Below are 26,936 nucleotides of genomic sequence, written 5' to 3' on the forward strand. Positions count from 1 at the left end.
AAACTAACCCGCAAGCCAGCAGTCGCCAGCCAGCATTTACTTATTGGAGAAATCATGGTGCTGCGTATGACGCCGATCGCCTTGGCGATTGGCATGCTTGCCTTGCCACAACTTGCGTTTGCTCAATCCACGACGGAATCGGGCAATGAAGTCACGCTGCCTGCCGTCAAGGTGGTCAGTAGCACAGAAGGGCCGACTGAGCTGCCCAAGGCCTATGCCGGCGGGCAGGTTGCCAAAGGCGCCCGCCTCGGTCTTCTCGGCAACCAGGATGTCATGGATACCCCTTTCAACATCACCAGCTACACGGCAAAACTGATCGAGGATCAGGGCGCGAAGACGGTAGCCGATGTGCTCCAGAACGATCCATCCGTGCGCTTTACCACGTCTGGCTCGCACGCCTACGAGAATTTCCGCCTGCGCGGCTTCGAGGTTCATTCATCCGATCTTGCAATCAACGGCATGTATGGTCTGGCCCCGCTCGGCCATTCCTCCCTGGAGTTTGTCGAGCGGGTCGAAGTGCTCAAGGGGCCGGGCGCCATGTTCACCGGGATGGCACCTAGCGGCGGTATCGGCGGCATCATCAACCTGGTACCTAAACGCGCCGGTGATGATCCACTCACTCGGGTAACGCTTGATTATCAGACGCAGAGCCAAATTGGCACCAGCGTGGACATTGGACGCCGATTCGGCACAGCCAAGGAGGTAGGCGTACGCATCAACGGCTCATTCAGCGATGGCGAGACGTCACTGGAAGGTCAGGACAAGACGCGCAAGTTCCTGTCTGCAGCATTGGACTACCGAGGAGAATCGCTGACCGCTTCGCTGGATATCTACAGCAGCAAGGAATCTTTCTCGGGCGGTTCGCCGGCTATGTTCGGCTTTGCCAATCCCAATATGCCCTCGGCACCAAATCCGCGTACCAACATGCTGAGTTCGGCCGCCGGCGAGCTGGAAAGCCAGGCTGTAATCGCTCGTGCAGAATACGCGTTCAATAAAAACGTTTCCGCCTTTGCCAGTCTCGGCATGAGGAAACATGATTACTCGGGCTGGGTTAACGGCACCCATGTACATAACGTTCAGCCCAACGGTAGCGCGCAGGTGCGTGGCGTTGCCCAGCGCGGCTACGATGACAGCGTAGCCTCCGAAGTGGGAGGGCGTTTTAATTTCGATACCGGCGCTGTCCGTCACGAGCTGGTGCTGCAAGCCACCCAGCTCGAACTTGAGTCTGGCTACCTGTCCAACGTGACGAGTATGTTGGCGAGCAGCATTTACAACCCGATCACACCGCCGTTGCCGGCCATACCGACGGGACCGTTGCCCAAACTTTCCGATACGACGCTCTCGAGTCTGGCGCTGGTAGATACCCTGTCCTTCATGCAGGATGCCGTCCGCCTGACTCTCGGCCTGCGTCAGCAGCAAGTGAAACAGACAAGTTTTAACGTGTCGGGGGCGGTCACGGGTGATTATGATGAGAAGGCACTAACCCCGGCGGTTGGCCTGGTGGTCAAGCCCTGGGGCGAGGGAATTTCCCTGTATGCCAGCTACGTCGAGGGTTTGAGTCAGGGCACCAGCGTGAAGGCGACCAACGGCTACGCACAGGACCAGACCTTCAAGCCTTACAAGACCGAGCAGAAAGAAGTAGGCGTCAAGTGGAATGCGGGTACTTTCACCAATACGGTCAGCCTGTTCGAGATCACCAAGCCTGAACTGATCACGACGGGGACGTCACCTAACCTGGTCGCTTCCGATGACGGCGAATCGCGTGTGCGTGGTCTGGAGTGGAATACCTTCGGTCAAATCGTATCGACTGTCCGCGTGCTGGGAGGGATTTCTTACACCAAAGGCGAGTTGACCAAGACTGCAGGCGGCGTCAACGAGGGAAATGAGCTCTACGGCGTACCCCGCTGGCAGGGCAACCTGGGGGCTGAATGGGATACGCCGCTATCCGGCCTCAGTCTGAATACACGCGTCATCGCCACCTCCAAGCAGTATCTGAACAACGCCAATACCTATCAGATTCCGAGTTCGGAGCAGGTAGACCTGGGCGCCAGGTACGAAACCAAGGTGGCGGGGCGCAAGACGACCTTGCGCCTGAACATCAGCAACTTGTTTGACCGTCATTATTTCTCGGGCAGTTTTGCCGAGCCGCGCGCCACCCTTGCTCTGGGACGCACCGTGCAGTCTTCGGTCTCGGTGGATTTCTGATCCCGGGTTCCGTGTCGCGAAACTGATGCTGCTGTATGGCCTTGTCCTGGAAGCGCAAGCGCTTCCAGGACAAGGCTGCGCTGAGCTGCGACAGGCAGTTCTTTCCAGAGCAGCGGTTTTGTCTCGGTCCCAAACTTACTTGGTTGTTTTTGAATGAACACTTTCACGCTGATCGGGCTTCTGACATCCCTGTTGGGTAGCGCTACGATCTACCTGGCTTCCCCGAACCAGCGCTGGCTAGCTGTGCCCTGGCCGGCCCGAGCAGCTCGTCCGGCCGGCTTCCTCCTACTGCTTGCCGGGCTCATCGCTTTGTTGCAAGCCCTGCAGCCGGCCGCGGGAAGCTTTGTCTTCGTCCATTGGCTGATGTTGCTCTTCGTGCTCCTTCCCTACCTTGGGGCATTGCTGGATTCGCGCCGAAAAACTCGTTCATGAGCACGACAAAACCCAAGGCCATCGCCCCTGACTGGCTCTCCAAGACCCTGGCCGGCATGCTGCTGGGCTTCACGCTAGCTATCGGCTGTGCCGGTCTGTTTTCGTGGCTGGCGTCCGACATGGCCCTGTCCATCCGGGGGCAACTCGCCATGTGGATGACGGCCCCCATCTGGATGGGCATCCTTTCCGGCGTCTACTTCTTTCGCAGTGGCATGCGCGCCTGGGCCTGGCTGGCTGGCGCCAACCTGCTAGTTTTCGGCCTCCCGGCGGCCTCCCGTCTCATCTGACTCTCAAGGCTTCGCCATGCGCTCCGAGCTCATCCGCATCTACAAATCCGTGCACACCTGGACCGGCATAGTCGCCGGCATGGCACTGTTCGTTGCCTTCTATGCCGGGGCAATCACCATATTCAAGGAGCCGCTGGCGCGCTGGGCAGCGCCCCCATCCGCCATGCACGGTAGCGCCATCTCCCTGAATGAGGCGTCCGCTCTCATCGTTCGTACCCTGCGGGAGCAGCCAGCAGCAGCCAAGGATTTCAGGCTGAACCTTAAGGCCGCAGAACACCTGCCGCGGGGAATTTCCTGGCAAGTGCGCGAGCAAGGCGCCGACGACCATGACCATTCCTCCTCCCGTCACTACGTCGCCACGCTGGAGGCTGATAGCCGAGTACGTGCAGAGGAGGTGCATCCATCCGGACTCGCCGACTTCATCGACACGTTGCACCGTGTGGTCGGCCTGCCGGCCGATACCGACCCCAATCGCTGGGTCATGGGTATCATCGCAGCGCTCTATGCCATGGCGCTGGTCTCCGGGGTGATCGTGCTGCTGCCTTCACTGGTAAAAGACCTCTTCGCCCTGCGTGTGAGCAAAAACCTCAAGCGCATGTGGCTGGACGCACACAACGTGGTCGGTATCATCAGCCTGCCCTTCCACATCGTCATGGCGCTCACTGCCATCGTCTTCGCCTATCACGATGGTTTCTACGCCATTCAGGACAAGCTGATCCACGACGGCAAGTGGTCTGCCGCTGCGCAGGCACGAGGTAGCCCGGCAGCTCCAGCGACGCCGCGCGACCCGGCGGCGATGCTCCCGCCGGCCGATCTGCTGGCCAGCGCGCAAGCGCTTTCACCGAGTTTCGAGGTGGCCTCCCTGCAATACCTGAACGCCACAGGGCCACGCGCCACCGTACGGGTTTGGGGTCACGATCCCGCCGCCCATTCGCCACGCTTCGTCGGCGGTTTCGTTGCCGTCGATCCCTACAGCGGCAAGATCATGAATGCCGATTTTCTGCCTGGCCGCCAGAACCTGCCGAATGCCATCGTCGCCAGCTTCTTCGCCCTACACTTCGGCACCTATGGCGGCGCGCCGGTGCAGTGGATGTATTTCCTGCTCAGCCTGGCCGGCGCCTGGTTGTTCTATGGCGGCAACCTGCTCTGGGTGGAGACCCGCCGGATCAAGGCCGCCCGCGCCAGCGACTCAGTCGCTTCGCCGCCCGAACAGCGGCGTGACGTGCGCTGGATGGCTGCCGCCACCGTCGGCGTCTGCCTGGGCGCCGTTTGCGGCATCTCGCTGACCATCGTCGCCGCAAAATGGCTGCACGGCCGCGTCGAGGACCTCAACACCTGGCATCAGGGCATCTATTACGCCGTCTTCTTCAGCGCGCTGGTCTGGGCTTTCCAGCGCGGCGCAGCGCGTTCTGCCGTCCATCTGCTGTGGCTGGCTGCAGCCTTCACTTTTGCCATCCCGGCCACCAGCCTGCTTGCCTGGCTGCTACCTTCCCTCGGCATGTGGACCCACGGCAGCGCAGCGGCATTGGGCGTCGATGCAACCGCTCTGGCCGGCGGACTCAGCTTCGTCTGGCTGGCTCGCGCCACGATGCGACGCGTCATGCATGGCCCTGCTGACAGCATCTGGTCAATACGGCACGAAAAAATTTAGTCGGCAATGACGTCTGCTCACCTGTCCGGTTACTACTTCCTCAGCTTCGCCTTCATTGGCACGTTCGCCCCTTTCTTTTCCCTCTATTTGCATGGGATCGGCTCCAGTGCCCGCGAAATCGCAATCCTGATGGCCGTCATGCAGTCGATGCGACTATTCGGCCCCTACTTGTGGGGAAGCTGGACGGACAAAGGACTACCACTCAAGCGTGCCATCGCGCTGACAACACTGGGTAGCCTGTGCGGGCTGTCAGCCTTCACAATCGCCAGCAGTTTCAGCGGCATGTTTATCGCCATAGCCGCGCTGTCCCTGTTCTGGAGCGGCACACTACCATTACTTGAAACGCTGACATTCGCCTATATCGAGGATCGCGTCGTACACTACGGCCCGATCCGCACGTGGGGATCGCTGGGGTTCCTCGGCGCCGTCCTGGCTGTTGGCAAGCTACTTGATCTCTACTCGTTCACCATCGTGCCATGGGTCTGCGGGCTAATCCTCCTCAGCCTGTTACCGATCTCTTTGGTTCTGCCTGATGCGCTTCCCCGCAACAAATCACGCATGAGCGGGCACCTGCCAAATTTCAAAGCGGCTCTGTTTCAACCTACCGTGCTCTCCCTGTTGGGCGCCAGTTTTTTAATGGCAACCGCCCACGGTGCATTTAATGTTTTCTATTCGATTCACTTGTCAGAACACGGCTATGGCGGCCTCGAAATCAGCGCACTGTGGGCCTTGGGCGTTGCGGCCGAGATGCTGGTTTTCACGCAGATGCCGTACCTGAATCGCCTGTTTTCCCCGCGCACGCTGCTGATAACCTGCTTCGCTGCAGCAATCCTTCGCTTTGCTGTGATTGGCTGGTGCGTAGCCAGCATCTCCTTTTTGGCATTTGCCCAAATCCTGCACGCGCTGAGTTTTGGGGCACATCATGCGGTATCCGTGTCCTCCATCAACCGCTGCTTCACTGGCGGCAATCAGACCAAGGCACAGGCAATATATGCTTCCAGCCATGGCGGCGGAACCCTGCTTGGCAGCCTGACGAGCGGCGTTCTGTGGTCGGCTTTCGGAAGTGGCTGGACCTTCACCTCCAGCTCGTTGTTGGCCTTCGGTGGCATGATCATGATCATTATTTTCATACGCCAAGAATAATCTTGGCAGCGGCTGCTTGAGTCAGCTTAGCGCCCACCTAATTCTGCCCCACCCGCTCGCACTCCTGGCAATAGCCGTAGAGCGTCAGGCTGTGCTGAGCGAGGCGATAGCCGTTTTCCAGGGCGATCTCCCGCTGGCGCTCTTCTATCAGATCGTCATCAAATTCCTTCACTTGCCCGCACTTCAGGCAAACGATGTGGTCGTGATGAATGCCTTTGTTGATCTCATAGACGCTTTTGGTGCCATCGAAGACTTGCCGGGAAATCGCACCGACTTCGTCCAGTTGGGCGAGCACACGATAGACCGTGGCCAGTCCGATTTCATGGCCTTGCTCGCCCAGGAGCCGATAGATCTCCTCAGCACACAAATGGCTCCCGGCGTGCCCCCTGAACACTTCGAGAATCTTCATGCGCGGATGAGTTACCTTGAGCCCCAGTCGACGCAGTTCGCTCTCTGAATTCATTGTCTCTTCCATTGTTCAGCCCTTCTTTTCAATTCACGGCTTTTTGCCAAACTCGTTTACGGCACGCCCAAAACTGGTCACGCCAGCACTTTTTACAAACATGCACGGCTTCCCGGTTCGCTTGCACAGCTCCTTCACCCGCCAATAGGCGTTGTGACTGATACATCCGACCTGACAGATCACGATATCGGCTGCGGCTAGAACACCGTCGATACGATGCAGGCTCTCCTCCAATCCGCCATCGTGGTGCATGAAATGTCCGCCCGACTGCTCCACCACCTCACGGTACGAATTGACCGCCCCCGAGCGACCGCCGACACACAGGACACACTTGCCCGATAGCTGGTCCTCGGGCAGGGCTGCCAAAGCGTCATCCTCCCGCGTCAACGACTCGATTGTCTCCTCGGCATGCTTGGCAAAATCGCGCAATCGGCCGACCTCTCGCGACAGTTCTTCGGCTTGGAGCCGAGCCTCTTTGGCGCGGGCCTCAGTGTCGCTCAGGCGCTGGGCAAGCACCTGGCGTGTTTCAAGATCAGGCAAGGCATCGCGTAATACCGACTCCTTGGCGTAACAGAGCGCCCGAGCCCCTGTAGCCGCCAATTCCGCCCTGAGCTGAGCGATGGTCTGAACACTCTGGCTGGACTGGGCGGCCATTTTCCGGCGCAGCTCTTCAAGCTCGGCCTGGCTTGACTCCAGGCGTTGATATAAACCAACATTCTCTACCTTCAATGCCTTCATGGCATTCTGGTCAGCCCGATTGTGAGCCCCCAGTTGATGCTGGATCATATGGATATCTGCATAGATTTCCTGTTCCAGTTGGTCTGTACAGTCGGGATGCGTCCAGCACGCCCAAAGTGCAGCAGGAATATTTCTGCCTTCTTTGCAGGCAACTTTCCAGGCGAGGCGCAGGTCACTGTCCGTCTTGATCGATGCGAACTGGCGAATGGTCAACTGGTAGCGTTTTTCCAGGGTTTTCTGCAAGACATCGGCCAGGCGGCTTCTCTCCTCGCAGCAACCCACTGCCGTCGTATGCAGAAGAAAATCGGCTGCATCTTTGGGCAAATGCATGACCTTGTTCATCAGGCGTCGTAACTCGTCGCACTCGAAACAGACACCGATCACCGGACAATGGAATTTATGCGAAATCTCCCAGAGTTTGCGGCGCCGTGAACTGCTTGCCGTGCTCACCGACGGCTCAACGGGCAAGCTAAGCGCATCCAGGAATATCGAACGACCGCCACCAAAAACACCACCAGCGACGTGAAAGGGAAAGTCAGACATGGAGATTCTCCAAAACGGAATATCAGGAACAGACAATTGCGAGCTGTTCGAGCTTGTTCAGGCTAAGCTCCTCAGCCAGGGAGTCCCGCTCCCGTGACAGGCGCGAATACTCCGCATGCGCCGCCTCGATCGTCCGCTCCAGCGTCCACAAGCGATGCGCATCGCTGCTAAGCTGTTCGTTTTTCTCGCTGAGTTGCATCAGCTTGCAACCCAGCTCAACAATGGCCGCCCCGGATTCATAGCTGAAAATCTGCTGACGATAGCTCGCGCACAATACCGACAGTCGGCTCACCTCGTTGCTAAGCGCAGCAATTCGCCGGGTGCTTTCCAGGGCACTGCGCCGCAGCCGCGCACGACTCTCCCGCAAGGCTAGGCGCAGATCCCGAATTTCCTCATCCGAGCTCCGAAACTGCCCCCCATCAGTCGCTCTCCGATGGAGAGCAGCCTTACCCCCCTCGCCTTCGAGGGCCAAACGCTCCTTAAGCAGCGCAAGCATCACGACACTCCAGACCGGTTTCCAGACGGCGGCTGGCACGCTCACAAAGTGAGCGCACATCCTCGTCGAGGCCGTCAAATTCAGCCAATTGATCGAGCAATCGGATGGCGTGCCGGGCCGAATGCGCACAGCCGGTTTCCTGATGAATGAGCAATTGGCTCAGGACGCCGGCCCACAGGTTGTTGGTTGGCATGATGGCTCCCTTAAAAGCTGATCAACGCCAGCCAGAGCAATCCGGCAGCAATGGCAAGACTGGTGTAGAGACTGTCCGGCAAATACCGGGATACCGGTGAAATGAACCTGACCAGCCACGGAGAACTTGGGGAATGCGCTTGCTGGAACTGGATTTGCATGGTGCCTCCTGAACAAGGATTGTCGGGATGGCTGGCTACCGTAAGACGTTGGCTGGCGAGATATTGAGAACGATTCTCATCAAAAACAATGGCATTGTCAACAGAATGCGAATCATTATTATTTGATAATCTGGAGACTCACTTCGACAGTCGAGACAACTGGATAAATGGAGTCAGTGGCGCACACCACGTCAAACATCGCCATAGCGTGATAAGTCTTGCCAATCGTATTGCGAATCGTTATCATTAATATTTAATCGGGTTGCTCTGGGGCAACTTGTAAATATTTTTCGCCAGCCACCTAGCTCTGCAAGGCAGCCAGCCAATTGATTCATTCACTTGCTGGAGGTCTTGCATGCACAGTCCTTTCACCCGCACGAAGATGCGGGTCATTCCTTTTGTTTTGCTGTCGGTTTTCGCTGCGCCCGCAGCTATCGCTGACGCCGAGCTGCGCGATACCGTCGTCACGGCCAACCGCCACGAAACGGCTATCGACCAACTGAGCGCGACAGTAACCAGCGTCAGCCGGCGCGAAATCGATCGTCGCTTGCCGGTGGATGACGCCGATCTTTTCCGTGATGAGCCGGATATCACGATGGCGCGCGACATGCGCCGCCACGGGGCAACGCGGATCAACATCCGCGGCATCGAGGACAACCGGGTCGTGCAAATGGTGGACGGGGTTCGCCTGCCCGATTACTTCAACGGCGGCGGCCCAACCAATTACACGATGAACGCCCCTTCCGGCCCGATGCTCGACTTCCTGAAGCAGGTCGAGATCGTCCGCGGCCCGGCGTCCAGCCTCTACGGTTCGGACGCCATCGGCGGCGTGGTCGGCTACCTGACACTCAATCCGGAAGACATCGCCAAGGGCGACAAGACCTATGGGGTCCGGGTCCGCGGCGGCTATTTCGGCGCCAGCGACACGCTGTCCAGCAGTGTGATCGGCGCCCTGCGCAGCGAACGTTTCGATGTCCTGCTCGGCTACGCCCAGGCAAATGGCAGCGAAACGAAAAACCAGGGCAGCAACAGCAGCTACGGCCAGACCCGCAGTACGGCCAACCCGGCCGAAACGGAAGATCGTGGCCTGCTCGCCAAGCTGGTTTTCCGCCCCGCCACCGGCCACAAGCTGACGGCCAGCCTGGAAGGGCGTGAGCAGAATGCCCAGACCACCATCATGCGCATGCCGGCCTCGCTCTCCCGAGTGACGGCAATGAGTGGCGACGACGAAAGCAAGCGCACCCGCTTCGGCCTCGAATACGAACACAAGGACGGCCTGTTCTACGACCGCCTGCTTGCCCGCGCCTATCACCAGGACTCCGAGACGAACAACGGCAATTACCAGACCCGTAGCAACGCCCGCTACTCGGCGGCCACCGGTTGCTCGGCATCGAGCAGTGCAGCGCCTCAGGCGACCTGCCAGATTGAACAACTGTTTAATTTCGAACAACAGACCACCGGTGTCGGCCTGCAACTGGAATCGATGTTCCAGTTGGGCGGTGCCAGCAACCTGCTGACCTACGGCGTCGACGTCATGCGCCAGCGCGTCGAAACCAAGCGTGACGGCCGGGTGCTGAACGTCAATACGGGTGCCGTCACCTATGGTCTGGCCGGCGAGACCTATCCGCTGCGCGATTTCGCCAACGGCGTGACCGACACGCTGGGCCTCTATGTGCAGGACGAGATCTCGCTGTTTGCCAATCGCCTGTCCCTGACCCCGGGCCTGCGCTACGACCAAACCCGCCTGAAGCCGGATGTCGACGCCCTGGCGCAGCAAGTGCTGAACATCATCAACCGCCAGGCCGTCGACAAGGAGTTCAGCCACGTCTCGCCCAAGCTGGGCGGCCAATGGCGCTTCAACGAAGAACTGAGCCTGTTCGGCCAGATCGCCAGCGGCTTCCGCGCCCCGAACTACAACGAGGTCAACGGTGCCTTCCGCAATTCGGCGCAGATCTACGCCTCGTCGCCGAACCCCGACCTCAAGGCTGAAACCAGCCTGGGTGTCGAGATCGGCCTGCGCGCCAACGTCGGCAACGTACGCGCCCAGCTGACCGCCTACGACAACCGTTACAAGGACTTCATCGACAACGTGAGGCTGAACTGCCCGAGCGACCCGAACTGCATCAGCATCGGCGGCACCAACTACACCACCTACATGTACCGCAACCTGTCGAACGTCCGCATCTATGGCGCCGAATCGCGGGCCAGCTGGGCCTTTGCCCGCAACTGGCGGGTCGATGGTGCGATTGCCTATGCCCATGGCGAAAACACCGACACCGGCGTCGCCATCAACACCGTCGAGCCGCTGCGCATCAACTTGGGCCTGGCCTACGACGTCGGCCAGTGGGGTGGCGAATGGCGCCTGCGTGCCGCAAAGGGTAAAAACCGAATCGACGAAACGGGCGGCACCTGGTTCCGCACCCCGGGCTACGGCGTGAACGACCTGGCCGCCTGGTTCCGGCCGACCGCCAATACGCGTGTGGTTGTCGCAGTCAACAACGTCTTCGACCAGAAATACTGGTATTGGGCCGACATCCGCCAGGCCGACACCAGCCTGACCGGCGTCGATTTCTATACCCAGCCGGGACGCAACTTCCGCGTCTCCTTCCAGGCCGACTTTTGACCCCCTCGCGCCGGCGGCCCCGGGATAGGGTCGTCGGCGCATTTTTTGGAGAGTGCCATGTCAGCCCGTCTGCCCGATCCCTCGGCCCTGCTCGCTTCACTGCTCAACCTGATGACCCGCTTCTCCTGCCTCGGCTGTCCGCAGCAGGCGGCACTCATCCGCAAGGAACTGGCCCTGCTGCAGGCCTACCCGGACGACCAACTGGCGCCGCTGATCAAGCAGGTCGGCCAGCGACTGGAAAGCGAATGGTCGCAACTGCACCTGGCCATCTCCGACGATCCCTACCCTGCCACCGTCGAGGCTCGCGCCTTGCATTGACCGCCAGCGCAAGCCAGCCGGATTTCCGCCAGCCATGATCCATTCCCCTTCCCTCCCTTTCCAGATCCGCCCCTTCCAGGCCGACGACGCCAGCGAATTTGCAACCGCGGTGCGCGACTCGGTCCGCTCGCTGAGCGATTGGCTGGATTGGCCACAAGAACACTACACGCCGGACGAAGCCAGGGCCTGGTTTGCCGCCTGCGATCAGGCAAGGCAAGCCGGCACGGCAGACGAATATGGTCTTTTCGAGCACGGCAGCGGCCTGCTGCTGGGCGGTGCCGGCATTCACCAAATCGACACTTCGCATCGTTGCGGCGCCCTTGGCTTCTGGGTGCGGCGTACCCAACAGTGGCGCGGCATTGCCACCCGGGCGGCGCAACTTCTTTCCCGGCAGGCGTTTTCCAGCCTCGGCCTGCAGCGTGTCGAGTTGGTCATTGCCGAACAGAACATCGCCAGCCGTCGGGTCGCCGAAAAACTGGGCGCCCGCTTCGAAGGCATGGCCGCCAACCGGCTGTGCATTCACGGCCGCCAGCATGCGGCCGCCATCTACTCCCTGATCCCGCACGAAGGCGCCACCGCCCCATGACCATCACTCGTTTCGCCTGTCTGCTTGGCGCCCTCTGTCTCTGGCAAAGCGCCCTTGCCGAAAATATCCTGATCATTGCCACCTCGCCTGTCCCGCCCGGCAAGTTCAAAGCCGTTTCCGAGATTGGCCAGAAATTCGGGCTAACCGTCGAAGCCCATTTCGCCGAGCGCCTGCCGGCCGACAAGGCGGCCAGGATTCTGGAAAACCGCGACTTCATCGTCTTCGATGCCGCCCGCAGCCACATGCAGGATGCCGTCAAGGGCAAGCTGGGCAAGACGCTGGAAGGCCTGAAGACGCCGCACCTGTGGATGAAGGACGACGGCCCGGCCGGCAATGGCCTGTCCAAGGAGCTGGCCGCCAGACTGCACGCCTATTACACCAATGGCGGGCGCAGCAATTACGAAGGCTTCTTCGCCACCCTGGCCGCCCAGTTGCGCGGCCAGCCGCAGCCCAAGCTGGCCGCGCCCTTCGTCTTCCCCGACGATGCGATCTACCACCCCAAGGCGCCGAACCGCGTCTTCGCGACGCCGGCCGAGTATTTCAAATGGCGCGGCATCGCCCTCGACAAGCGGCCGCCGACCATCGCCATCGCTTTCCACCAGATCTACATCGGTGCCGAGCAAACCGCCTTCATCGACGACCTGGTCGCCCGCATCGAAGCTGGCGGCGCCATCGCGCTGCCCTACTACGCCGGCGTCCTCGGCCCGCACAAAAAGATGCTGACCGTCGACGGCAAGCCGATTGCCGACGCGGTGATCAACACCCAGATCGTTCTCGACCCCGAGGGCCGGCGCAAGGAACTGGCCGAACTCGGCATCCCGGTCACCCACGCGCTGGCCTACCGCAAGGGTGACGAAGCCGCCTGGCGCGCCGACCCGCAGGGCGTGCCGCTGATCGACGTGCCCTTCTACCTGGCCCAGGGCGAATACGCCGGCATCGTCGATGCCATCGTCGCCAGCACCAGCGACAAGGCAAGCGGTGAGGTCGTGCCGCTGCCGGAACAGACGGCCGCCGTGGTCAATAAGGCGCTCAAGCTGGTGCGCCTGCAGCGACTGCCGAATGCTGAGAAGAAGGTGGCGATGCTGTTCTGGAACTACCCGCCGGGCGAAAAGAACATGTCGGCCTCGTTCATGAACCTGCCGCGCAGTTTTGAAACCACGCTCAAGGCCCTGCGCGATGCCGGCTACGACACCCACGGCGAAACCGAAGAAAGCCTGATCAAGAGCCTGCAACGCCTGCTCGCCCCCTTCTATCGCGATGGCGAACTGGCCGGCCTGTTGCGCGACGGCCTGGCCGAGCGCCTGCCGGTCGCCACCTACAAGGCCTGGCTGCAGCGCCAGCCGTCGGCCGTCCAGGACGAACTGCGCGAGCGCTGGGGCGATCCGGAAAAGTCGGCCATGGTCATGGTCGACCGCGGCGAAGCGGTCTTCGTCATGCCGCGCCTGGCCGTCGGCAAGGTCATTTTCAGCCCGCAGGCGCCGCGCGGCGAACGCTGGGAAGACAAGGAAAAGGCCCTCTACCACTCAACCAAGGCAGCACCTTCGCACTTCTACCTCGCCCATTACCTGTGGCTGCGCGAGCAGTTCAAGGCCGACGCGCTGGTGCACTACGGCACACATGGCTCGCAGGAATGGCTGCCCGGCAAGGAACGTGGCCTGGCCGTCACCGACTACCCGCTGCTCGCCGTCGGCGACGTGCCGGTGGTCTATCCCTACATCGTCGACAACATCGGCGAAGCCTTGCAGGCCAAGCGGCGCGGCCGGGCGGTGATCGTCACCCACCAGACACCACCGTTCGCGCCGGCCGGGTTGCACGAATCGCTGACCATCATCCACGACCTGCTGCACCAGTGGCTGGCGCAGGACGATGGTGCGGTCAAGGACAAGCTTGCGGTGGACCTGAAAAAACGGGTCAAAAAGGAAAGAATCGAACGCGACATGGGCTGGAACGATGCCCGCATCGACAAGGATTTCCGCGCCTTCATCGACGAACTGCACAACCACCTGCACGAGTTGGCGCAGACGGCCCAGCCGCTCGGCCTGCACACCTTCGGCACGCCGCCGCAGGACAAGCACCGACTGGGCACGGTACTGCTGATGCTCGGCAAGGGCTTCCACGAAACCGCCGCCCGCATCATGGGCGTCAAGGAAGACGACCTAGACGAAATCTTCGTCGGCGACTACACCCAGCTGACCAGCACCCCGCCGTTCAGGATGCTGGCCGATGCGCTGGCCGGCAAGACTGCCTTGCCCGCTGACAAGGCCCTGGCCGAAAAGCTGGAACAAGGCCGCCGCTGGTACGCCGACCTCGGCGCCCAGGGCGAAATCGCCGGCCTGCTCTCGGCCCTCGCCGGCCAGCATCGGCCGACCTCCTACGGCGGCGACCCGATCAAGAACCCGGACGCCCTGCCCACCGGCCGCAACCTCTACGGCTTCGACCCCTCGCGGGTGCCAACCAAGCAGGCCTGGGAAGCCGGCAAGGAAGCCGCCGACGCGCTGATCGCCGCGCAGACGGCCAAGGCCGGCCGCGCCCCGAAGAAGCTGGCCTTCTCGCTGTGGTCGGTCGAAACCATGCGCCACCAGGGCATCCTCGAAGCGCAGGCGCTGTGGACGATGGGCGTCGAACCGGTGTGGGACGCCGGCGGGCGGGTCATCGACGTCAAGCTGGTGCCGCGCGAGCAACTCAAGCGCCCCCGCGTCGACGTCGTGCTCTCGGCCACCGGCCTCTACCGCGACCACTTCCCGAACGCCATGAAGCAACTGGCTAAAGCCGTGCAACTCGCCGCCCGTGCCAATGAAGCCGACAACCCGCTGTACGCCAACAGCCGGGCCATCGCCGAACGCCTGGTCGCTCAGGGCATCCCGGAAAAGGCAGCGCAGAAAGCGGCCGAGACACGCATTTTCTCGTCCGAATCCGGCCGCTACGGCACCGGCCTGGACGATGCGGCGCTGGCCACCGATACGTGGAAAAGCCGTGGAGAAGCGGACAAGAAACTGGCCAACCTCTACCTCTCCAAGATGCAGTTCGCCTACGGCGCCGACGAGGCCGACTGGGGCTCTAAGGGCATCGCTGGCGTCGAGGGCAAGACCGCCCGCCTCAACCTCTACGCCGAACACCTGAAGGGTACCGAGGGCGCCGTGCTGGCGCGCACCTCCAACCTCTACGGCATGCTGACCACCGACGACCCATTCCAGTACCTCGGCGGCATCGGCGCGGCGGTGCGGGCGCTCGACGGCAAGGCACCGGAGCTCTACATCTCCAACCTGCGCAACAGCGGCAGCGACGGCAAGGGCGGCAAGATCGAAGGCGCCGACCAGTTCCTGGCCAAGGAACTGGCCACCCGCAACTTCCACCCCGGCTACATCCAGGGCCTGATGGCCGAAGGTTATGCCGGCACGCTGCAGGTACTCGACGGCATCAACAACTTCACCGGCTGGACCACGGTATCGCGCGAAATCGTGCGCGACGACCAATGGCAGGAATTCGTCGACGTCTACGTCCGCGACAAGCACAAGCTGGGGCTGAAAGACTGGTTCGAGAAGAACAACCCGCACGCGCTGGCCCAGAGCATCGAAAAAATGCTCGAAATGGCCCGCCACGGCTACTGGCAGGCCGATGCGAAAACCGTGGCCGAGTTGAAGCAGCGCTACCGCGAACTGGCCAAACGCTACGACGTGAAGAGCGACAACGCCGCTTTCGAGAAATTCGCGGCCGAAGGCTTCGGCCTGGTGGCGCCGCTGCCCACGCCGGCGCCTTCGCCGACCCGGCCGCAAAGCGCCGCCGATCTGGTCGCCCCGCCCCCGCCACCGGCCCCGCCGCAAATCACCGGCATGAAGCTGGAGAAAGTCGACAACCGTCCGCCGGAAATGCCGCCACTGGCGCTGGCCGGCAGCGGGCTGTTGCTGCTCGCCACTTTCGGCGGCGCGGTGACCACCGTTCGTCGACAACGGAGGGCGGCATGATGGCGGCGGTGGATTGTTCGTCACCCCCGCGCCCCGCCGGGACTTCCTCTGGTGGCAAGCGGGCACCCGGTTTTCTGGCACTGGATTCCCGACTGCGTGGGAATGACGGAGCCGGCGGGGATCGGCCCATCTCGCCCCGCGACCTGCATCCGGTTTTTGCCATGATATCCGTGGCTTTTGCCACGCTGGCCCATGCCGAGCAGCCAACCACGCTCCAGGAAGTCACCGTCACGGCAACCAGTCAGGCGGAGGGCGAACGACAGGCCGCCGTGACCCAGAAGACAGTGATCGACCGCCAGGAAATCGAAGCCCTGGGCGGGCTGACCGTCGGTGAGGTGATCCGCAAGTTGCCCGGCATCGAGGCCGGCGCCCATAGCGGCGATGGCGGCCCGAGCGCCAACGCGCGCGGCATGGGGCGCGACTCGGTGCAATTCCTGGTCGATGGCGAGCGCCCCTCGGCCAATGCCCGCTACGCGCTAACCACCGTCGGTCGCCTGCCCTCGGGCGAACTGGAACGCGTCGAGATTCTGCGCGGCGCCTCGGCCGAGCACGGTGGCGGCGCACCGGTCACCGTCAACCTGATCATGCGCAAGGCCCGGCCGACCACTTCTACTGCGCTCAAGGCCGCCGTCGGCGTGCGCGGCGACGAGCCGAACGGCCAGTTCACGCTGAGCCAAGGCGGCGGCGACAAGGCGTTTTCGTGGATATTGCCGCTGACCATCAACCACCACGGCATGCCGCTGGAAAAGACCACCAGCCGCCAGCAGGCGAGCGGCGGTACGCGCAACCTGTGGCAGGAAGAAAAGGAAAGCAGCCCGTACACGCTGGACGAATTCATCGTTTCGCCCCGCCTGACGTGGCGCGGCAATGAGGGCAGCCTATCGCTGTGGCCCAGCCTCTATCACAACCAGGGCGAGCGCAGCAGCGAAACCACCCGCTCGGCCTATGCCAATCCGGGCGCCGGCACCGGGCTGGCCGCAGACGGCAGCCGCCGCGAGCGCGAGGAAAGCCTGCTGACGATTGCCCGCCTGCGCGCCGAAGGCGAGCGCAAGACAAACCTCGGCAAGCTTTCCGGCCGCGTTGCCGTGATGGGCGCCCGCCGCGAGCAGGACACCGACCGGACCTGGATCGACGCCGGCGGCAACCGGACGAACGGCCGCGAGGAAATCAGCCGTGACGAGCGGGAATATTCCTCCGCCCTGCGCCTCGACCGCCCGGCTGGCGACGGCCTGCTCTCCGCCGGTATCGAACAAAGCTGGCACCGGCGCGAGGAAAGCCAGCGCGCCACCGGCGCCACGCTCTACAGCGGCGACTACGATGCCCGCGCCCGGCAATGGACCGGCTGGATGCAGCACGAATGGCCGCTGGCCAAGGTGCTGACGCTGACCTATGGCCTGCGCGGCGAGCACGTCGTACTCGAAGCCGAAGGTCGCCGGCAAAGCGCCAGCCAGTTGGCCCCCTCGCTGGCCGGACGCTTCGAATTCGCCCCCGACCTGATCCTGCGCTCCTCGCTGGGCGCCGGCCTGAAGGCACCGAAACTGGAGGAAATATCCGGCCTCACCGTGCGCGGCGCCGGCTTCAACAGCCCGCTCGAAGCCGACCGTGGCGGCAACGCCAATCTGAAAGCCGAGCGCAATCTCAACTGGGAACTGGCGCTCGACAAGCATCTGCCGAACGAGGCCGGCACGCTGGGCGCCAATATCTATGTGCGCCGCACCGAGGATTTCATCGAACGGCGCACCGCCCTCGAAGGCACCCGCTGGGTCGACCGCCCCTACAACGAAGGCACGGCCCGCCACTGGGGCCTGGAGTTCGACGCCAAGCTGAAGGGCGATGCCTTCGGCTGGAAGGGCGCCGCCCTCCGCAGCCATCTGACACTACCCAAGGCGCGGGTGGAAGACGAGCGCCTCGGCATCACCCGCGACGCCCGCGACCTGCCGCGCTACCAGTGGAGCCTCGGCCTCGACCAGGCACTGCCCTTGTGGCAGGCCAGCGCCGGCTTCCAGCTCAACCAGTACGGCCCGACGCAAACCGACATCCCCGGCGAACTGGCCACCCGCCAGAAGGCCCGCACCCTGCTCGACCTCTACATCGCCCGCCGCCTGACGCCGCAGCTCAACCTGCGCCTGGAAGCGCAGAACGTGCTCGGCACCGATACCCGTCGCCTGGCCAGCGCCTGGGCCGGCAGCGACAGCTGGTCGCTGGCCTCCGGCGAGCGCGGCCAGCGTAGCTTGCTGTTGTCATTGGAGGGAAAATGGTAATCCCTCCCCCCAACCCAAGCCCCAAGCACCCCATGCCTCAAGCACATACCTTAGAAACCGTGGCGCCGACGCGCGACAACGATGATCGCCTGAGCCGCCTGCTGATCGTATCGGCCCTTTCCGTCCTGAGCATGGCCGGCATCGTTTTCTTGGTGTCGGACATCGTTGAATTGTTCCAGGTACTGGCTATCGAATCGGGAGTTCGAAACCTATGAACCGCCTTCTCGCCATCCTTCTGCTCTCTGCCGGCAGCAGCCTGACAGCCGCCGCAGAAAGCCCGGCCAGCCACAGCCTGGAACTGGCCTGCACCGACCTGCAACGCGCCCAGGATCATGCCCGCGCCTTTCTGGCACTGGTCGACAGCGGCCTTTACGAAGCAGCCTGGGAAAGCGGCACCTCCCATTACCGAAGCCAGCAGAAGAAAGACGAGTGGCTGAAAATGGCCAAGGACATGCTACAGCCGGCCGGCAAGCCGGCAAGGCGTGATCTGCAGGCATTTCGCCAGGCACAGGCAGCGGCGCCGCACGAGGCCAGCCGCGTCGCCACTTTCGATTATTTCATCACGCAGGCCGACGGCTCCCGCCACGCCGAGCGGCTGACGGTCGGCGCCTTGCCCGCCGAGGAATGCGGCGTGGTGCGCTATCAGGTCGATATCCGGCGCATGGCGCTGACCCGGATACTCGATGGCTTCATCGGCAATCTCAACAAGGCCGGTGGGCGTCTCGACTACAGCACGGACAGCCTGGTCGAAATCGAACGGGTGCTGATGGAGCACGCCCCCGGCGGCGAGCCTCGCGCCAAGCAGACCAAGGGGGCTGATTACCGGGCCTTCGTGCATTTCCTCGGCCAATACGTCGGCGAGGTATTGGTTCGCCATCATGGCGGCCAGTGGAGCCATACCCCAAGCCCCATCAACAAAGTACCACCACTGATCCTGATGCCCGGCGGGCGCCGCATCGATCCCCACCAGATGGTTGCCGATTACGCCCGGCAGCCGGCCATCGGCACCCTGCGCCAGGCGCTTGAGCGCGAACTGGCCGCTGCCGCCCCTCAACCCTGAATTCCTTTTTTTTCAACCGGAGACTCCATGCAAGCCAACCTGATCGAACTGTCGATGTACCAGATATCCCAGCTCTTCCTGATTCCGACCCTGGCTCTGATTGCCGCCCTCTTCCTCTACGCCTTCTGGGTGCTCGGCGAATTCGTCCTGCTCGCTTTCTACCGGCGCCAGGGCAAGGGGCGGCCGCTGGTCTCGCATTTCCGCCGCGACTCCACACTCAGCGCCGACGAACTCGATGTGATCGCCCACAAGCAGCTGGAAACCCCGCGCATCGCCAGCCGGGTAACGCCGATGCTCGGCCTGGTCGCCACCATGATCCCCATGGGCCCGGCGCTCAAATCGCTCTCCGACGGCAACCTGGCCAAGGTTTCCGACAACCTGACCATCGCCTTCTCGGCCGTCATCCTGGCGCTGATCGCCGCCTCCATCACCTACTGGGTGGTCAATGTCCGTCGCCGCTGGCTGGCCGAGGAAATGCTCGAAATCGAAGCCTTGCGCGGGGCGCAAGCATGAGCCTGAAGCTGCTGCACGAACCGGAAACCGAGGACCCGATCCTGTCGGTGGTCAATCTGATCGACATCTTCCTCGTCATCATCGCCGCGCTGCTCATCACCGTGGCGCAAAACCCGCTGATCAACCCGTTCAACAAGCAGGACGTGACGGTCATTACCGACCCCGGCAAGCCGACCATGGAAGTGACCATCAAGAAGGGCGAGAAGATCGAGCACTACAAGGCCAACGGCAACATCGGCAGCGGCGACGGCGAAAAGGCCGGCGTCGCCTACCGCATGAAGGACGGCTCGATGGTCTACGTCCCGGAAGGCAAGGAGTAAGCCATGAGCGACAGCTGCGAAACCGATCCCATGCCCAGCGCCCTGCGCCTGGCCGCCATCGTCACCCTGCTCTCGGCCTCGGCCCTGCGCGGTCCGACGGTCGCCAAGACCGCCGCCCTGCGTACCCACCTGTGCGCTGCGCTCGCCGACGAGACGCTGGCGCCGCAACTGCGCGATGCCCTCGAACAATCCCTGGCCGGCTGGCGGGCCGTGGACTGCCACCCGGACTCGGTCAGCGTCCCGCTCTGCCCGCTGACCGCACCCGGCCAGTCTTTGCACTAAGGAGACGCTGAAATATTCGTCATCCCCGCGAAAGCGGGGACCCAGTTCGTTGATTTTTCTGGATTCCCGCCTACGCGGGAATGACATTCCCGAATAAATCAGCAGCTACCTAACCCGTTTTCACATACCAAGGAGAACCCAATGTCCCGTTACACCGGCCCCCGCCTCAAAGTCCTGCGCGCCCTCGGCGTCGATCTACCCGGCCTGTCCCGAAAATCCATGCAGGAACGTGCCCAGCCACCCGGCCAGCATGGCGCCAAGAAGAATGCCGGCCGCAAGTCCGAGTTCGGCCTGCAACTGATGGAAAAGCAGAAGCTGCGCTACAACTACGGCCTGACCGAACGGCAACTACGCCGCGTGGTGACCGACGCCAAGAAGGATAGAGGCGCCACCGGCGACAAACTGGTCGAACTGCTCGAACGCCGCCTCGACAACCTCGTCTTCCGTGCCGGCTTCGCGCCGACCATCCCGGCTGCGCGCCAGCTGGTCAGCCATGGAAAATTCCAGTTGAACGGCAAGCGCGTGACCATTCCGTCTATCCGCATCCGCATTGGCGACAGCTTTGGCCCTTCCGACGAGGGCAAGAAAATCGACCTCGTCCGCGCCACGCTTGAAGCGCCAGCACTGGATCGTCCGGAATGGATCGCCTACGACCCAGCGACGCAAACGGCCCGCCTGAGCCACTTGCCCGATGGCGACTCAGCCCCCTTCCCGCTCGACCTCCAGCGCGTGGTCGAGTACTACGCCACGCGCATGTAATGCGCCTCGCTCTCCCGCTGCTGGCCACACTTGTCGCGACGCCGTGTTTCGCCGCCGAGGCCCCTGAAAAGGAAAAAACCCTGGGCGAAGTGGTCGTTGGCCAGCAACGGGAAAGCTCAGCGAAGCGCCCCTTCCTGCGCGACCAGGTGGCCCCGGTCGAAAGTTGCACCGTCGAGGAATTCACCAAATCCGGCGCCACCAACATCAACGAGGCACTCGACAAGCGGCCGGGCGTCGCCGTCCAGGTCGAATGCTCGATCTGCAACGCCCGTTTCATTTCGCTGAACAACCTGCCCGGCCGCTACACGACCCTGCTGATCGATGGTGTGTCGCTGTTCTCCGCCGTTTCACAAGCCTACGGCCTCGATTCGGTCGGCCTGCGCGGCCTGGAGCGCATCGACCTGATGCGCGGCGCCGGCGCCTCCGGCCTGGCGCCGGATGCGCTGGCCGGCACGGTCAACATGGTGACTCGTCGCCCGGTCAAAGACGAAGCGATGATCGAGATGGCCGTTGGCCAGTACGGCAGCCGCCGGCTCGATGCCCAAGTCGCCGCCGCCGGCAAGGCCGGGGCCATCACCGCCAACATCCACACCAACAACCATGACTCGGTCGATGGCGACGGCAATGGCGTTTCCGAATACACCGGCTACAGCCGCAAGCTGGGTGGCATCGGCTTCTTCGTCGACGATATCGGCGGTTTCAAGCTCAAGGGCCGGATCGACGCCGTCGACGAGAAGCGCAACGGCGGCGCCATCGGCAACGATTACGACGCGATCAAGACCAGCCGCAGCGGCAATCCCTTCGATTTTTCCAAGGGTGCCCATGCCTCGCCCTATGTTGACGGTTGGGTCAATCCGACCGACGGCAGCAAGGTCAGCTACACCGACGGCCGCACCGGGCTGTCTGAAATCATTTTCACCCAGCGTCAATCGGCCTATATCACCGGTGAAAAGCGCCTTGGCGAAGCGGTCCTCAATGTCGCCACCGGCTATGCCCATCACGATCAGGATTCCTTCTACGAAGGCAACGTTTACCAGGCCAAGCAGAACCAGGGCTACCTGATGGGCAGCCTCAAGGCGCCGCTCGCCGGCGGCATCTGGACGGCACTGGCCGACTGGCGCTACGAAGACCTGCGTTCGAAGGCCGAACTACCCGACGGCACGCCAGCCAACGGCCTCGATAGCTACACCTTCCGCACGCCCGGCCTTGGCCTGGCCGCCAACTACGCCTTCCTTGACGACCTGTTGGAAGTCGGCGCCAACCTGCGCTGGGAAAATCACAACGTTTATGGCGAACAACTGGCGCCTCGCCTCAACCTGCTCTGGCGCCACAACGGACACGCCAACAGCCGGCTCTCTGCCGGCCAGGGCTACCGCGCCCCGACCAGCTATTTCGAGCAGGACCACGGCATCCTCAAAACGCTGGTTGTCCGCAACGCCACCGACGGCGTCGAGGAATCCAAGAACCTGATGTACACCTTCGACTATCAGGACGGCGACTGGAAATTCCTCGGCAACGCCCATTACACCAAGCTCGACAACTTGGCCTGGCTAGACATCGGCGCGACGGAATCGGTGCTGCGCAGCGCCAGCGAGTCGGTCAAGGTCAAGGGCTTCGACATGCAGTTGGGCTATCAGGTAAGCAAATCGCTGGCCGCCAGCATCGGACTTGAAACCGCGCGCTACGATTTCCCGGTCGGCACCCTCGCCTTCGCCCGCCCGGAGCGTCGCGTCTTTCTCTCGGCCGACTGGGAGAGCGGTAGCTGGAACGTCTTCGTGCGCGCCACCTGGACCGGCTCGCAGAATCTGGCCAAGTTCTACTACCGCGACGAACAACACTACAACTTCGACGGCAGCGCCAAACCCGACAAGAGCCCGACCTTCTGGACCATCGACACCCGCATCCAGTACGCCATCGACAAACGTTGGGCCGTCTTCGCCGGGGCCGACAACCTGTTCGATTACAAGCAGAGCGACCACGACGGCATGTTGTGGATCAACGCCGCCGGCACGGTCGACGTCACCCATATCTGGGGACCGAACCGTGGGCGGTTCGTCTACGGCGGGCTCAGGTTCGAACTGTAATCCCTGGAATTTTTACCCGCAGGACGAAGACGGCCGGTAAACGCAACTGAAAATAGCGCGGATTATCGAACTACCCTACGACCATCCAGATAAATCCTTGAAAGTGAGCACCGGTATCCGTGAGTGGGGCATTGTCCTCCGGAGCAATCCCGTTAGCCTGGTATGCACTGGCACCACCTGGGACTTGTGAACCAGAAAAAAGAGATAGTCTGGACTTTGGCAGTCGCTTGGATTGGCTGCTTGTGCGTGATCACACCCTGATCGCACTGGATGTAATCAATCGATTCAGCAGTAGTTAGGTTGGTATCCCAAGGGAGTAACAAAACGCCGAAATAACCGACCCAGAAAGCAAAAAGCCATCCCGGAGGATGGCTAAGTGCTTTTTCTTTGCAGTTTTTGGTCGGAGTGACAGGATTCGAACTTGCGACCCCTGCGTCCCGAACGCAGTGCTCTACCAGGCTGAGCTACACTCCGACGACCGTTGAGATGACTAGTGATTCCTCTCAACTGCAAAGAGCGTCAATTGTAGCAGAGCTTTCTTGTAATTTGAATCCCCCAGACACTGAATTGATGATTTCGCCAACTCAGCCTCTTGAATTGCACGGCTCCTTGCGTGATCCAGCGCGCCACTACTGCGAATCGCCTCAAGCACCAACGGAAAATCATCACGACCACCTTCTTCGATAGCCTTGCGGACGCATGCTGCCTGCTCGGGTGTGCCATGCTGCATCACGTAGATCAGCGGCAGGGTCGGCTTTCCCTCGGCTAGGTCGTCACCAAGATGCTTGCCGGTATCGGCCTCTTGGCCAGAATAATCGAGAACATCGTCGATCAACTGGAAGGCCGTGCCGAGATGCATGCCGTAGGCCGTCAGCGCCTTCTCAACTTCCGGCGTCGCCTGGCCAAGAATTGCGCCAAGCTGGGCTGCCGCCTCGAACAGCTTGGCTGTCTTGTAGTGGATGACTTGCATGTAGCGCGCTTCATCGACATCGGCATCGTGGCAGTTCATCAACTGAAGAACCTCACCCTCTGCGATGACATTGGTCGCATCGGAGAGGACCTGCATCACCCGCATGTTGTCGACCGCGACCATCATCTGGAAAGCGCGTGAATACAGGAAGTCACCGACCAGAACGCTGGCGGCATTGCCGAACATGGCGTTGGCCGTATTGCGTCCGCGACGTAATGCGGACTCATCCACAACGTCATCATGCAACAGGGTGGCCGTATGAATGAACTCGACGACTGCCGCCATTTCATGATGCCGAGTCCCCTGGTAATCCAGGGCGCCGGCCGCCAGCAGGACCAGCGCCGGGCGCATCCGTTTGCCGCCGCTGCTGATGATGTATTCGGCCACCTGCCGGACCAGCACCACGTCGGAGTAAAGACGGTCGCGGATGACCGCATCGACGGCCTTCATGTCGGGCCCGATCAGGGCATAGAGCTGTTCCAGAGTCACGGCAGGTAATTCCTTGAAGAAGCGCGGAATCTTAGGGGGCTGACGGTGCCCAGTCAAGGCCGAAGGATCAAGGATACACTCCGTTGCACCTGCAGTTTGTTAAACTCCTCTGATTAAATAAAAACCATCGGGAGAGGGCATGGAGATTCGTTCATTTGTTGCACCAGTCATCCAGGATCGAGAGGCACTGGAGGAGTTTGCTGATGCGCTGAACGACCGTGCTCCAGAGATTGAGCGTGATGTTGCACGGCTCAAGGAAACACCGCTGGACAAGGAGATCACGGCTAGCCTTTTCCGAGCCGTCCACAACATCAAAGGCGACTCTTCGCTCTGCAAGTTCGACCTCGGCGTTGCCATCGCCCACCCGATCGAAACGATGATGGGGCGCTTCCGGGAAGGGGAGATTCCATTTTCTGATCTACTGGCCGAACTGGTATTACTCGCCGTCGACCGATTGGAACTGGCCACGGATGCCCTGTTGGCCAATAAGCCGTTGGAAAATCTCCGTCTGCAAATCCTCGTTCAAGGACTGGAAGAGGTTGCCCTGGAGAGCGCCCAGCAAATCGAGTTCGCCTGTGCCGAGCTGATCGAGGCGGTCACCGGTTTCCCTCCGGTCATCCCCGAGATTTCGAGCCGGCCACCCAAAGGGGCGACACCAAAATTCGGCCAGAAAAATGCCAATAGCGACCTTCAGTTTTTCCGTTCGCTGGCGTTGCAGTTCGAAGGCCGTTCTCCGCTGTTCAAGGGACGAACGATGCGCATCCTCCGCCTTGCGCAGGAAACCAACAAGGCGGGCAGCAACGCAGTCGATCCTGTTCAACTCGAAGCAGCCGTTTATCTGCACGATGTTGGCATGATGCTGCTGCCGGAATCCATCTGGTTGAAAGTCGGCAAGATGTCGCCGGAAGACAAGGTCGCATTGCGCAACCATCCCGGATTTGCCGCAGGACTGTTACTCCGCATGCCGGGCTGGGAATCCGCCGCAGAAATGGTCGCCCAGCATCACGAAATGCACGATGGCGGGGGCTATCCAAACCAATTGCAAAACGCGGACATTTGCCCCGGCGCAAAAATTCTCTCCATTGTCGATGCTTTCGAAGCGGTCATGCTCAAGCATATCCATCGCGGCAAAAACCGTTCAGTGCTTCGCGCGATCGCCGAAATCAACGCTTGCGACAACCAGTTTGCACCAGAGTGGATCGCTCCGTTCAACGCCGTGATTCGCAAGACCATAGAAACCTGATGACTTTCGATCGCGAACGGCGGTTTGGTGGCGTCACACGCCTGTATGGCCTTGAGGGTGCGGAACGCATCCAGCAAGCCAATATCTGCATCGTCGGCATCGGCGGCGTCGGCTCCTGGATCGCTGAGGCTCTGGCACGAACCGGCGTCGACCGGATGACGCTCGTCGACCTCGACATGGTGGCGGAATCCAACACCAATCGGCAAATCCACGCGCTAGGCGACATCTACGGCAAAGCCAAAGTGGAGGCCATGGCCGAACGGGTGCGCGCAATCAACCCCGATTGCACCGTAACTTGCATTGAAGACTTTGTTACCCCTGAAAATGTTGGCCAGATTCTCAGCCAGCAATTTTCGGTGGTCATAGATGCCATCGATCAAGTTCGCGCCAAGGCTGCGATGATCGCCTTCTGCCGGCGTCAAAAAACCCCGATCATCGTTGCCGGCGCGGCGGGCGGGCAAATCGACCCAACCCAAATTCGCATCACCGACCTCAGCCAGACGGTGCAGGATCCACTCCTCGCCAAGGTCCGCTCAGTGCTTCGCCGTGAGCACGCTTTTCCGAAAGACGCCAAGAAAAAGTTCGGTGTTTCGGCAGTTTTCTCGACGGAGCCCTTACGCTACCCGGACAAGAACAATGCCTCCTGCGAAACAGAGAGCGGCCCTGCCGGTTTGAGCTGTGCAGGGTTCGGGTCCTCAGTCTGCGTTACATCCGTCTTTGGCATGGCGGCAGCAGCTCAAGCCATCAATCTCATCATCAAATCATGAGCAAGCCGCGCAAGCTGCGTTCACGCAAAGCGGGCCTCCCACCGGGCTCACTGATCCATATCGGTGAAATCAAGACCGGAAAGCCTGCCTTTTCAGTCATCGATTTCGACGAACACGGATTACAGGAAACGCAACTGCCTGACCCCGCTGCTTTCGGCAAGCAAGAACGCCCATATTCAACACGCTGGGCCAACGTTTATGGCGCTCACAATCCAAGCGATCTGAGCACCATCGGCAACATCTTTGGGCTGCACCCACTGGCTCAGGAAGACATTCTCAACAACGTCCAGCGCCAAAAACTCGATGCCTACGAGAACTACCTCTATCTCGTCCTGCATCGCTACGAACTTCAGCCCGGATCACTCGAGCTCAATCAGGATCAGATCAG

General features: G+C 61.6%; 26 protein-coding genes and 1 tRNA gene (1 of these 27 cut by a window edge). 20 read left to right on the forward strand and 7 right to left on the reverse strand.

Translation table 11 applies throughout. The features are described 5' to 3' along the window. Nucleotides 1–54: 54 nt before the first annotated feature. From KI617_RS16155 to KI617_RS16175, 5 genes are all read left to right on the forward strand, one after another. The gene (locus KI617_RS16155) at nucleotides 55–2,205 is read left to right on the forward strand and encodes a TonB-dependent receptor (protein WP_226447990.1); all 2,151 of its coding nucleotides are present in this window, start codon (nucleotides 55–57) and stop codon (nucleotides 2,203–2,205) included. A gap of 153 nt (nucleotides 2,206–2,358) precedes the next feature. After that, nucleotides 2,359–2,637, forward strand: coding sequence for a hypothetical protein (locus tag KI617_RS16160; protein ID WP_226447992.1), 279 nt, complete (start codon nucleotides 2,359–2,361; stop codon nucleotides 2,635–2,637). Continuing rightward, on the forward strand, nucleotides 2,634–2,924 hold the full coding sequence (locus tag KI617_RS16165) for a hypothetical protein (protein ID WP_226447994.1): 291 nt from the start codon (nucleotides 2,634–2,636) through the stop codon (nucleotides 2,922–2,924). Before KI617_RS16160 ends, KI617_RS16165 begins: the two co-directional genes overlap by 4 nt. Before the next feature lie 16 nt (nucleotides 2,925–2,940). Beyond that, on the forward strand, nucleotides 2,941–4,575 hold the full coding sequence (locus KI617_RS16170) for a PepSY-associated TM helix domain-containing protein (RefSeq protein WP_226447996.1): 1,635 nt from the start codon (nucleotides 2,941–2,943) through the stop codon (nucleotides 4,573–4,575). Between the two features lie 6 nt (nucleotides 4,576–4,581). Next, a complete protein-coding gene (locus tag KI617_RS16175; RefSeq protein WP_226447998.1) occupies nucleotides 4,582–5,718 on the forward strand; it encodes an MFS transporter in 1,137 nt (378 codons plus the stop codon). Nucleotides 5,719–5,755: 37 nt separating this feature from the next. On the opposite strand, the gene fur is transcribed toward KI617_RS16175, so the two are convergent. Genes fur through KI617_RS16200 form a run of 5 tightly spaced genes read right to left on the reverse strand, consistent with a single transcriptional unit; the run spans nucleotide 5,756 to nucleotide 8,311 of the window. After that, nucleotides 5,756–6,181 carry a ferric iron uptake transcriptional regulator gene (gene fur / locus KI617_RS16180; RefSeq protein WP_226448000.1) on the reverse strand — a complete coding sequence of 142 codons (426 nt, stop codon included), beginning with the start codon at nucleotides 6,179–6,181 and terminating at the stop codon, nucleotides 5,756–5,758. Between the two features lie 33 nt (nucleotides 6,182–6,214). Continuing rightward, nucleotides 6,215–7,498 carry a DUF2325 domain-containing protein gene (locus KI617_RS16185; RefSeq protein ID WP_226448001.1) on the reverse strand — a complete coding sequence of 428 codons (1,284 nt, stop codon included), beginning with the start codon at nucleotides 7,496–7,498 and terminating at the stop codon, nucleotides 6,215–6,217. Continuing rightward, nucleotides 7,485–7,958 (reverse strand): hypothetical protein, encoded by a 474-nt coding sequence (locus tag KI617_RS16190; protein WP_226448003.1) that lies wholly within the window; start codon nucleotides 7,956–7,958, stop codon nucleotides 7,485–7,487. Before KI617_RS16190 ends, KI617_RS16185 begins: the two co-directional genes overlap by 14 nt. Then, nucleotides 7,942–8,151: a hypothetical protein gene (locus KI617_RS16195; protein ID WP_226448005.1), complete on the reverse strand. Its 210-nt coding sequence runs from the start codon at nucleotides 8,149–8,151 to the stop codon at nucleotides 7,942–7,944. The genes KI617_RS16190 and KI617_RS16195 overlap by 17 nt, the downstream gene beginning before the upstream one ends. 10 nt (nucleotides 8,152–8,161) lie before the next feature. Next, a complete protein-coding gene (locus KI617_RS16200) occupies nucleotides 8,162–8,311 on the reverse strand; it encodes a hypothetical protein (RefSeq protein WP_226448007.1) in 150 nt (49 codons plus the stop codon). Nucleotides 8,312–8,666: 355 nt separating this feature from the next. Here KI617_RS16200 and KI617_RS16205 point away from each other — a divergent pair, with 355 nt between their 5' ends. From KI617_RS16205 to KI617_RS16260, 12 genes are all read left to right on the forward strand, one after another. Continuing rightward, the gene (locus KI617_RS16205) at nucleotides 8,667–10,934 is read left to right on the forward strand and encodes a TonB-dependent hemoglobin/transferrin/lactoferrin family receptor (RefSeq protein ID WP_226448009.1); all 2,268 of its coding nucleotides are present in this window, start codon (nucleotides 8,667–8,669) and stop codon (nucleotides 10,932–10,934) included. 57 nt (nucleotides 10,935–10,991) lie between these two features. Further along, nucleotides 10,992–11,252, forward strand: a complete 261-nt coding sequence (locus KI617_RS16210) for a hypothetical protein (RefSeq protein ID WP_226448011.1) — start codon at nucleotides 10,992–10,994, stop codon at nucleotides 11,250–11,252. 34 nt (nucleotides 11,253–11,286) lie between these two features. After that, nucleotides 11,287–11,838, forward strand: coding sequence for a GNAT family N-acetyltransferase (locus tag KI617_RS16215; protein ID WP_226448013.1), 552 nt, complete (start codon nucleotides 11,287–11,289; stop codon nucleotides 11,836–11,838). Further along, complete coding sequence (cobN, locus tag KI617_RS16220; protein ID WP_226448015.1) at nucleotides 11,835–15,800, forward strand: cobaltochelatase subunit CobN; 3,966 nt, start codon at nucleotides 11,835–11,837, stop codon at nucleotides 15,798–15,800. The genes KI617_RS16215 and cobN overlap by 4 nt, the downstream gene beginning before the upstream one ends. Further along, nucleotides 15,797–18,061, forward strand: coding sequence for a TonB-dependent receptor plug domain-containing protein (locus tag KI617_RS16225; RefSeq protein ID WP_226452037.1), 2,265 nt, complete (start codon nucleotides 15,797–15,799; stop codon nucleotides 18,059–18,061). The genes cobN and KI617_RS16225 overlap by 4 nt, the downstream gene beginning before the upstream one ends. 32 nt (nucleotides 18,062–18,093) lie before the next feature. Continuing rightward, nucleotides 18,094–18,276, forward strand: a complete 183-nt coding sequence (locus KI617_RS16230) for a hypothetical protein (RefSeq protein ID WP_226448019.1) — start codon at nucleotides 18,094–18,096, stop codon at nucleotides 18,274–18,276. Next, nucleotides 18,273–19,121, forward strand: a complete 849-nt coding sequence (locus KI617_RS16235) for a DUF4019 domain-containing protein (protein WP_226448021.1) — start codon at nucleotides 18,273–18,275, stop codon at nucleotides 19,119–19,121. Before KI617_RS16230 ends, KI617_RS16235 begins: the two co-directional genes overlap by 4 nt. Nucleotides 19,122–19,148: 27 nt before the next feature. After that, nucleotides 19,149–19,634, forward strand: coding sequence for a MotA/TolQ/ExbB proton channel family protein (locus KI617_RS16240; RefSeq protein ID WP_226448023.1), 486 nt, complete (start codon nucleotides 19,149–19,151; stop codon nucleotides 19,632–19,634). Further along, nucleotides 19,631–19,954: a DUF2149 domain-containing protein gene (locus tag KI617_RS16245; protein ID WP_226448025.1), complete on the forward strand. Its 324-nt coding sequence runs from the start codon at nucleotides 19,631–19,633 to the stop codon at nucleotides 19,952–19,954. Before KI617_RS16240 ends, KI617_RS16245 begins: the two co-directional genes overlap by 4 nt. 3 nt (nucleotides 19,955–19,957) lie before the next feature. Further along, entirely contained in the window at nucleotides 19,958–20,236 is a 279-nt protein-coding gene (locus tag KI617_RS16250) for a hypothetical protein (protein ID WP_226448026.1), read from the forward strand. 141 nt (nucleotides 20,237–20,377) lie between these two features. After that, nucleotides 20,378–20,995, forward strand: coding sequence for a 30S ribosomal protein S4 (rpsD, locus tag KI617_RS16255; protein ID WP_226448028.1), 618 nt, complete (start codon nucleotides 20,378–20,380; stop codon nucleotides 20,993–20,995). Beyond that, nucleotides 20,995–23,079: a TonB-dependent receptor plug domain-containing protein gene (locus tag KI617_RS16260; RefSeq protein WP_226448037.1), complete on the forward strand. Its 2,085-nt coding sequence runs from the start codon at nucleotides 20,995–20,997 to the stop codon at nucleotides 23,077–23,079. The genes rpsD and KI617_RS16260 overlap by 1 nt, the downstream gene beginning before the upstream one ends. A gap of 397 nt (nucleotides 23,080–23,476) precedes the next feature. Here the strand turns inward: KI617_RS16260 and KI617_RS16265 are convergent. Continuing rightward, nucleotides 23,477–23,553, reverse strand: a tRNA-Pro gene (locus KI617_RS16265). A 16-nt stretch (nucleotides 23,554–23,569) separates the two neighbouring features. Further along, complete coding sequence (gene ispB, locus KI617_RS16270; protein WP_455550764.1) at nucleotides 23,570–24,499, reverse strand: octaprenyl diphosphate synthase; 930 nt, start codon at nucleotides 24,497–24,499, stop codon at nucleotides 23,570–23,572. Nucleotides 24,500–24,677: 178 nt separating this feature from the next. On the opposite strand from ispB, the gene KI617_RS16275 reads away from it, so the two are divergent. The 3 genes in view from KI617_RS16275 to corA are tightly spaced (each overlapping or abutting the next) and all read left to right on the forward strand, a layout consistent with a single transcriptional unit that may run on beyond the window. Next, the gene (locus tag KI617_RS16275) at nucleotides 24,678–25,781 is read left to right on the forward strand and encodes an HD domain-containing phosphohydrolase (RefSeq protein ID WP_226448041.1); all 1,104 of its coding nucleotides are present in this window, start codon (nucleotides 24,678–24,680) and stop codon (nucleotides 25,779–25,781) included. Further along, complete coding sequence (gene tcdA / locus KI617_RS16280; RefSeq protein ID WP_226448043.1) at nucleotides 25,781–26,548, forward strand: tRNA cyclic N6-threonylcarbamoyladenosine(37) synthase TcdA; 768 nt, start codon at nucleotides 25,781–25,783, stop codon at nucleotides 26,546–26,548. The genes KI617_RS16275 and tcdA overlap by 1 nt, the downstream gene beginning before the upstream one ends. After that, nucleotides 26,545–26,936: the 5' portion of a magnesium/cobalt transporter CorA gene (gene corA, locus KI617_RS16285; protein ID WP_226448045.1), read on the forward strand. It continues 673 nt past the right edge of the window; the window shows 392 of its 1,065 coding nt (coding positions 1–392); the start codon lies at nucleotides 26,545–26,547; its stop codon lies off the right edge, out of view. Before tcdA ends, corA begins: the two co-directional genes overlap by 4 nt.

Source organism: Ferribacterium limneticum, from assembly GCF_020510625.1.
Taxonomy (GTDB): Bacteria; Pseudomonadota; Gammaproteobacteria; order Burkholderiales; family Rhodocyclaceae; genus Azonexus; species Azonexus limneticus_A.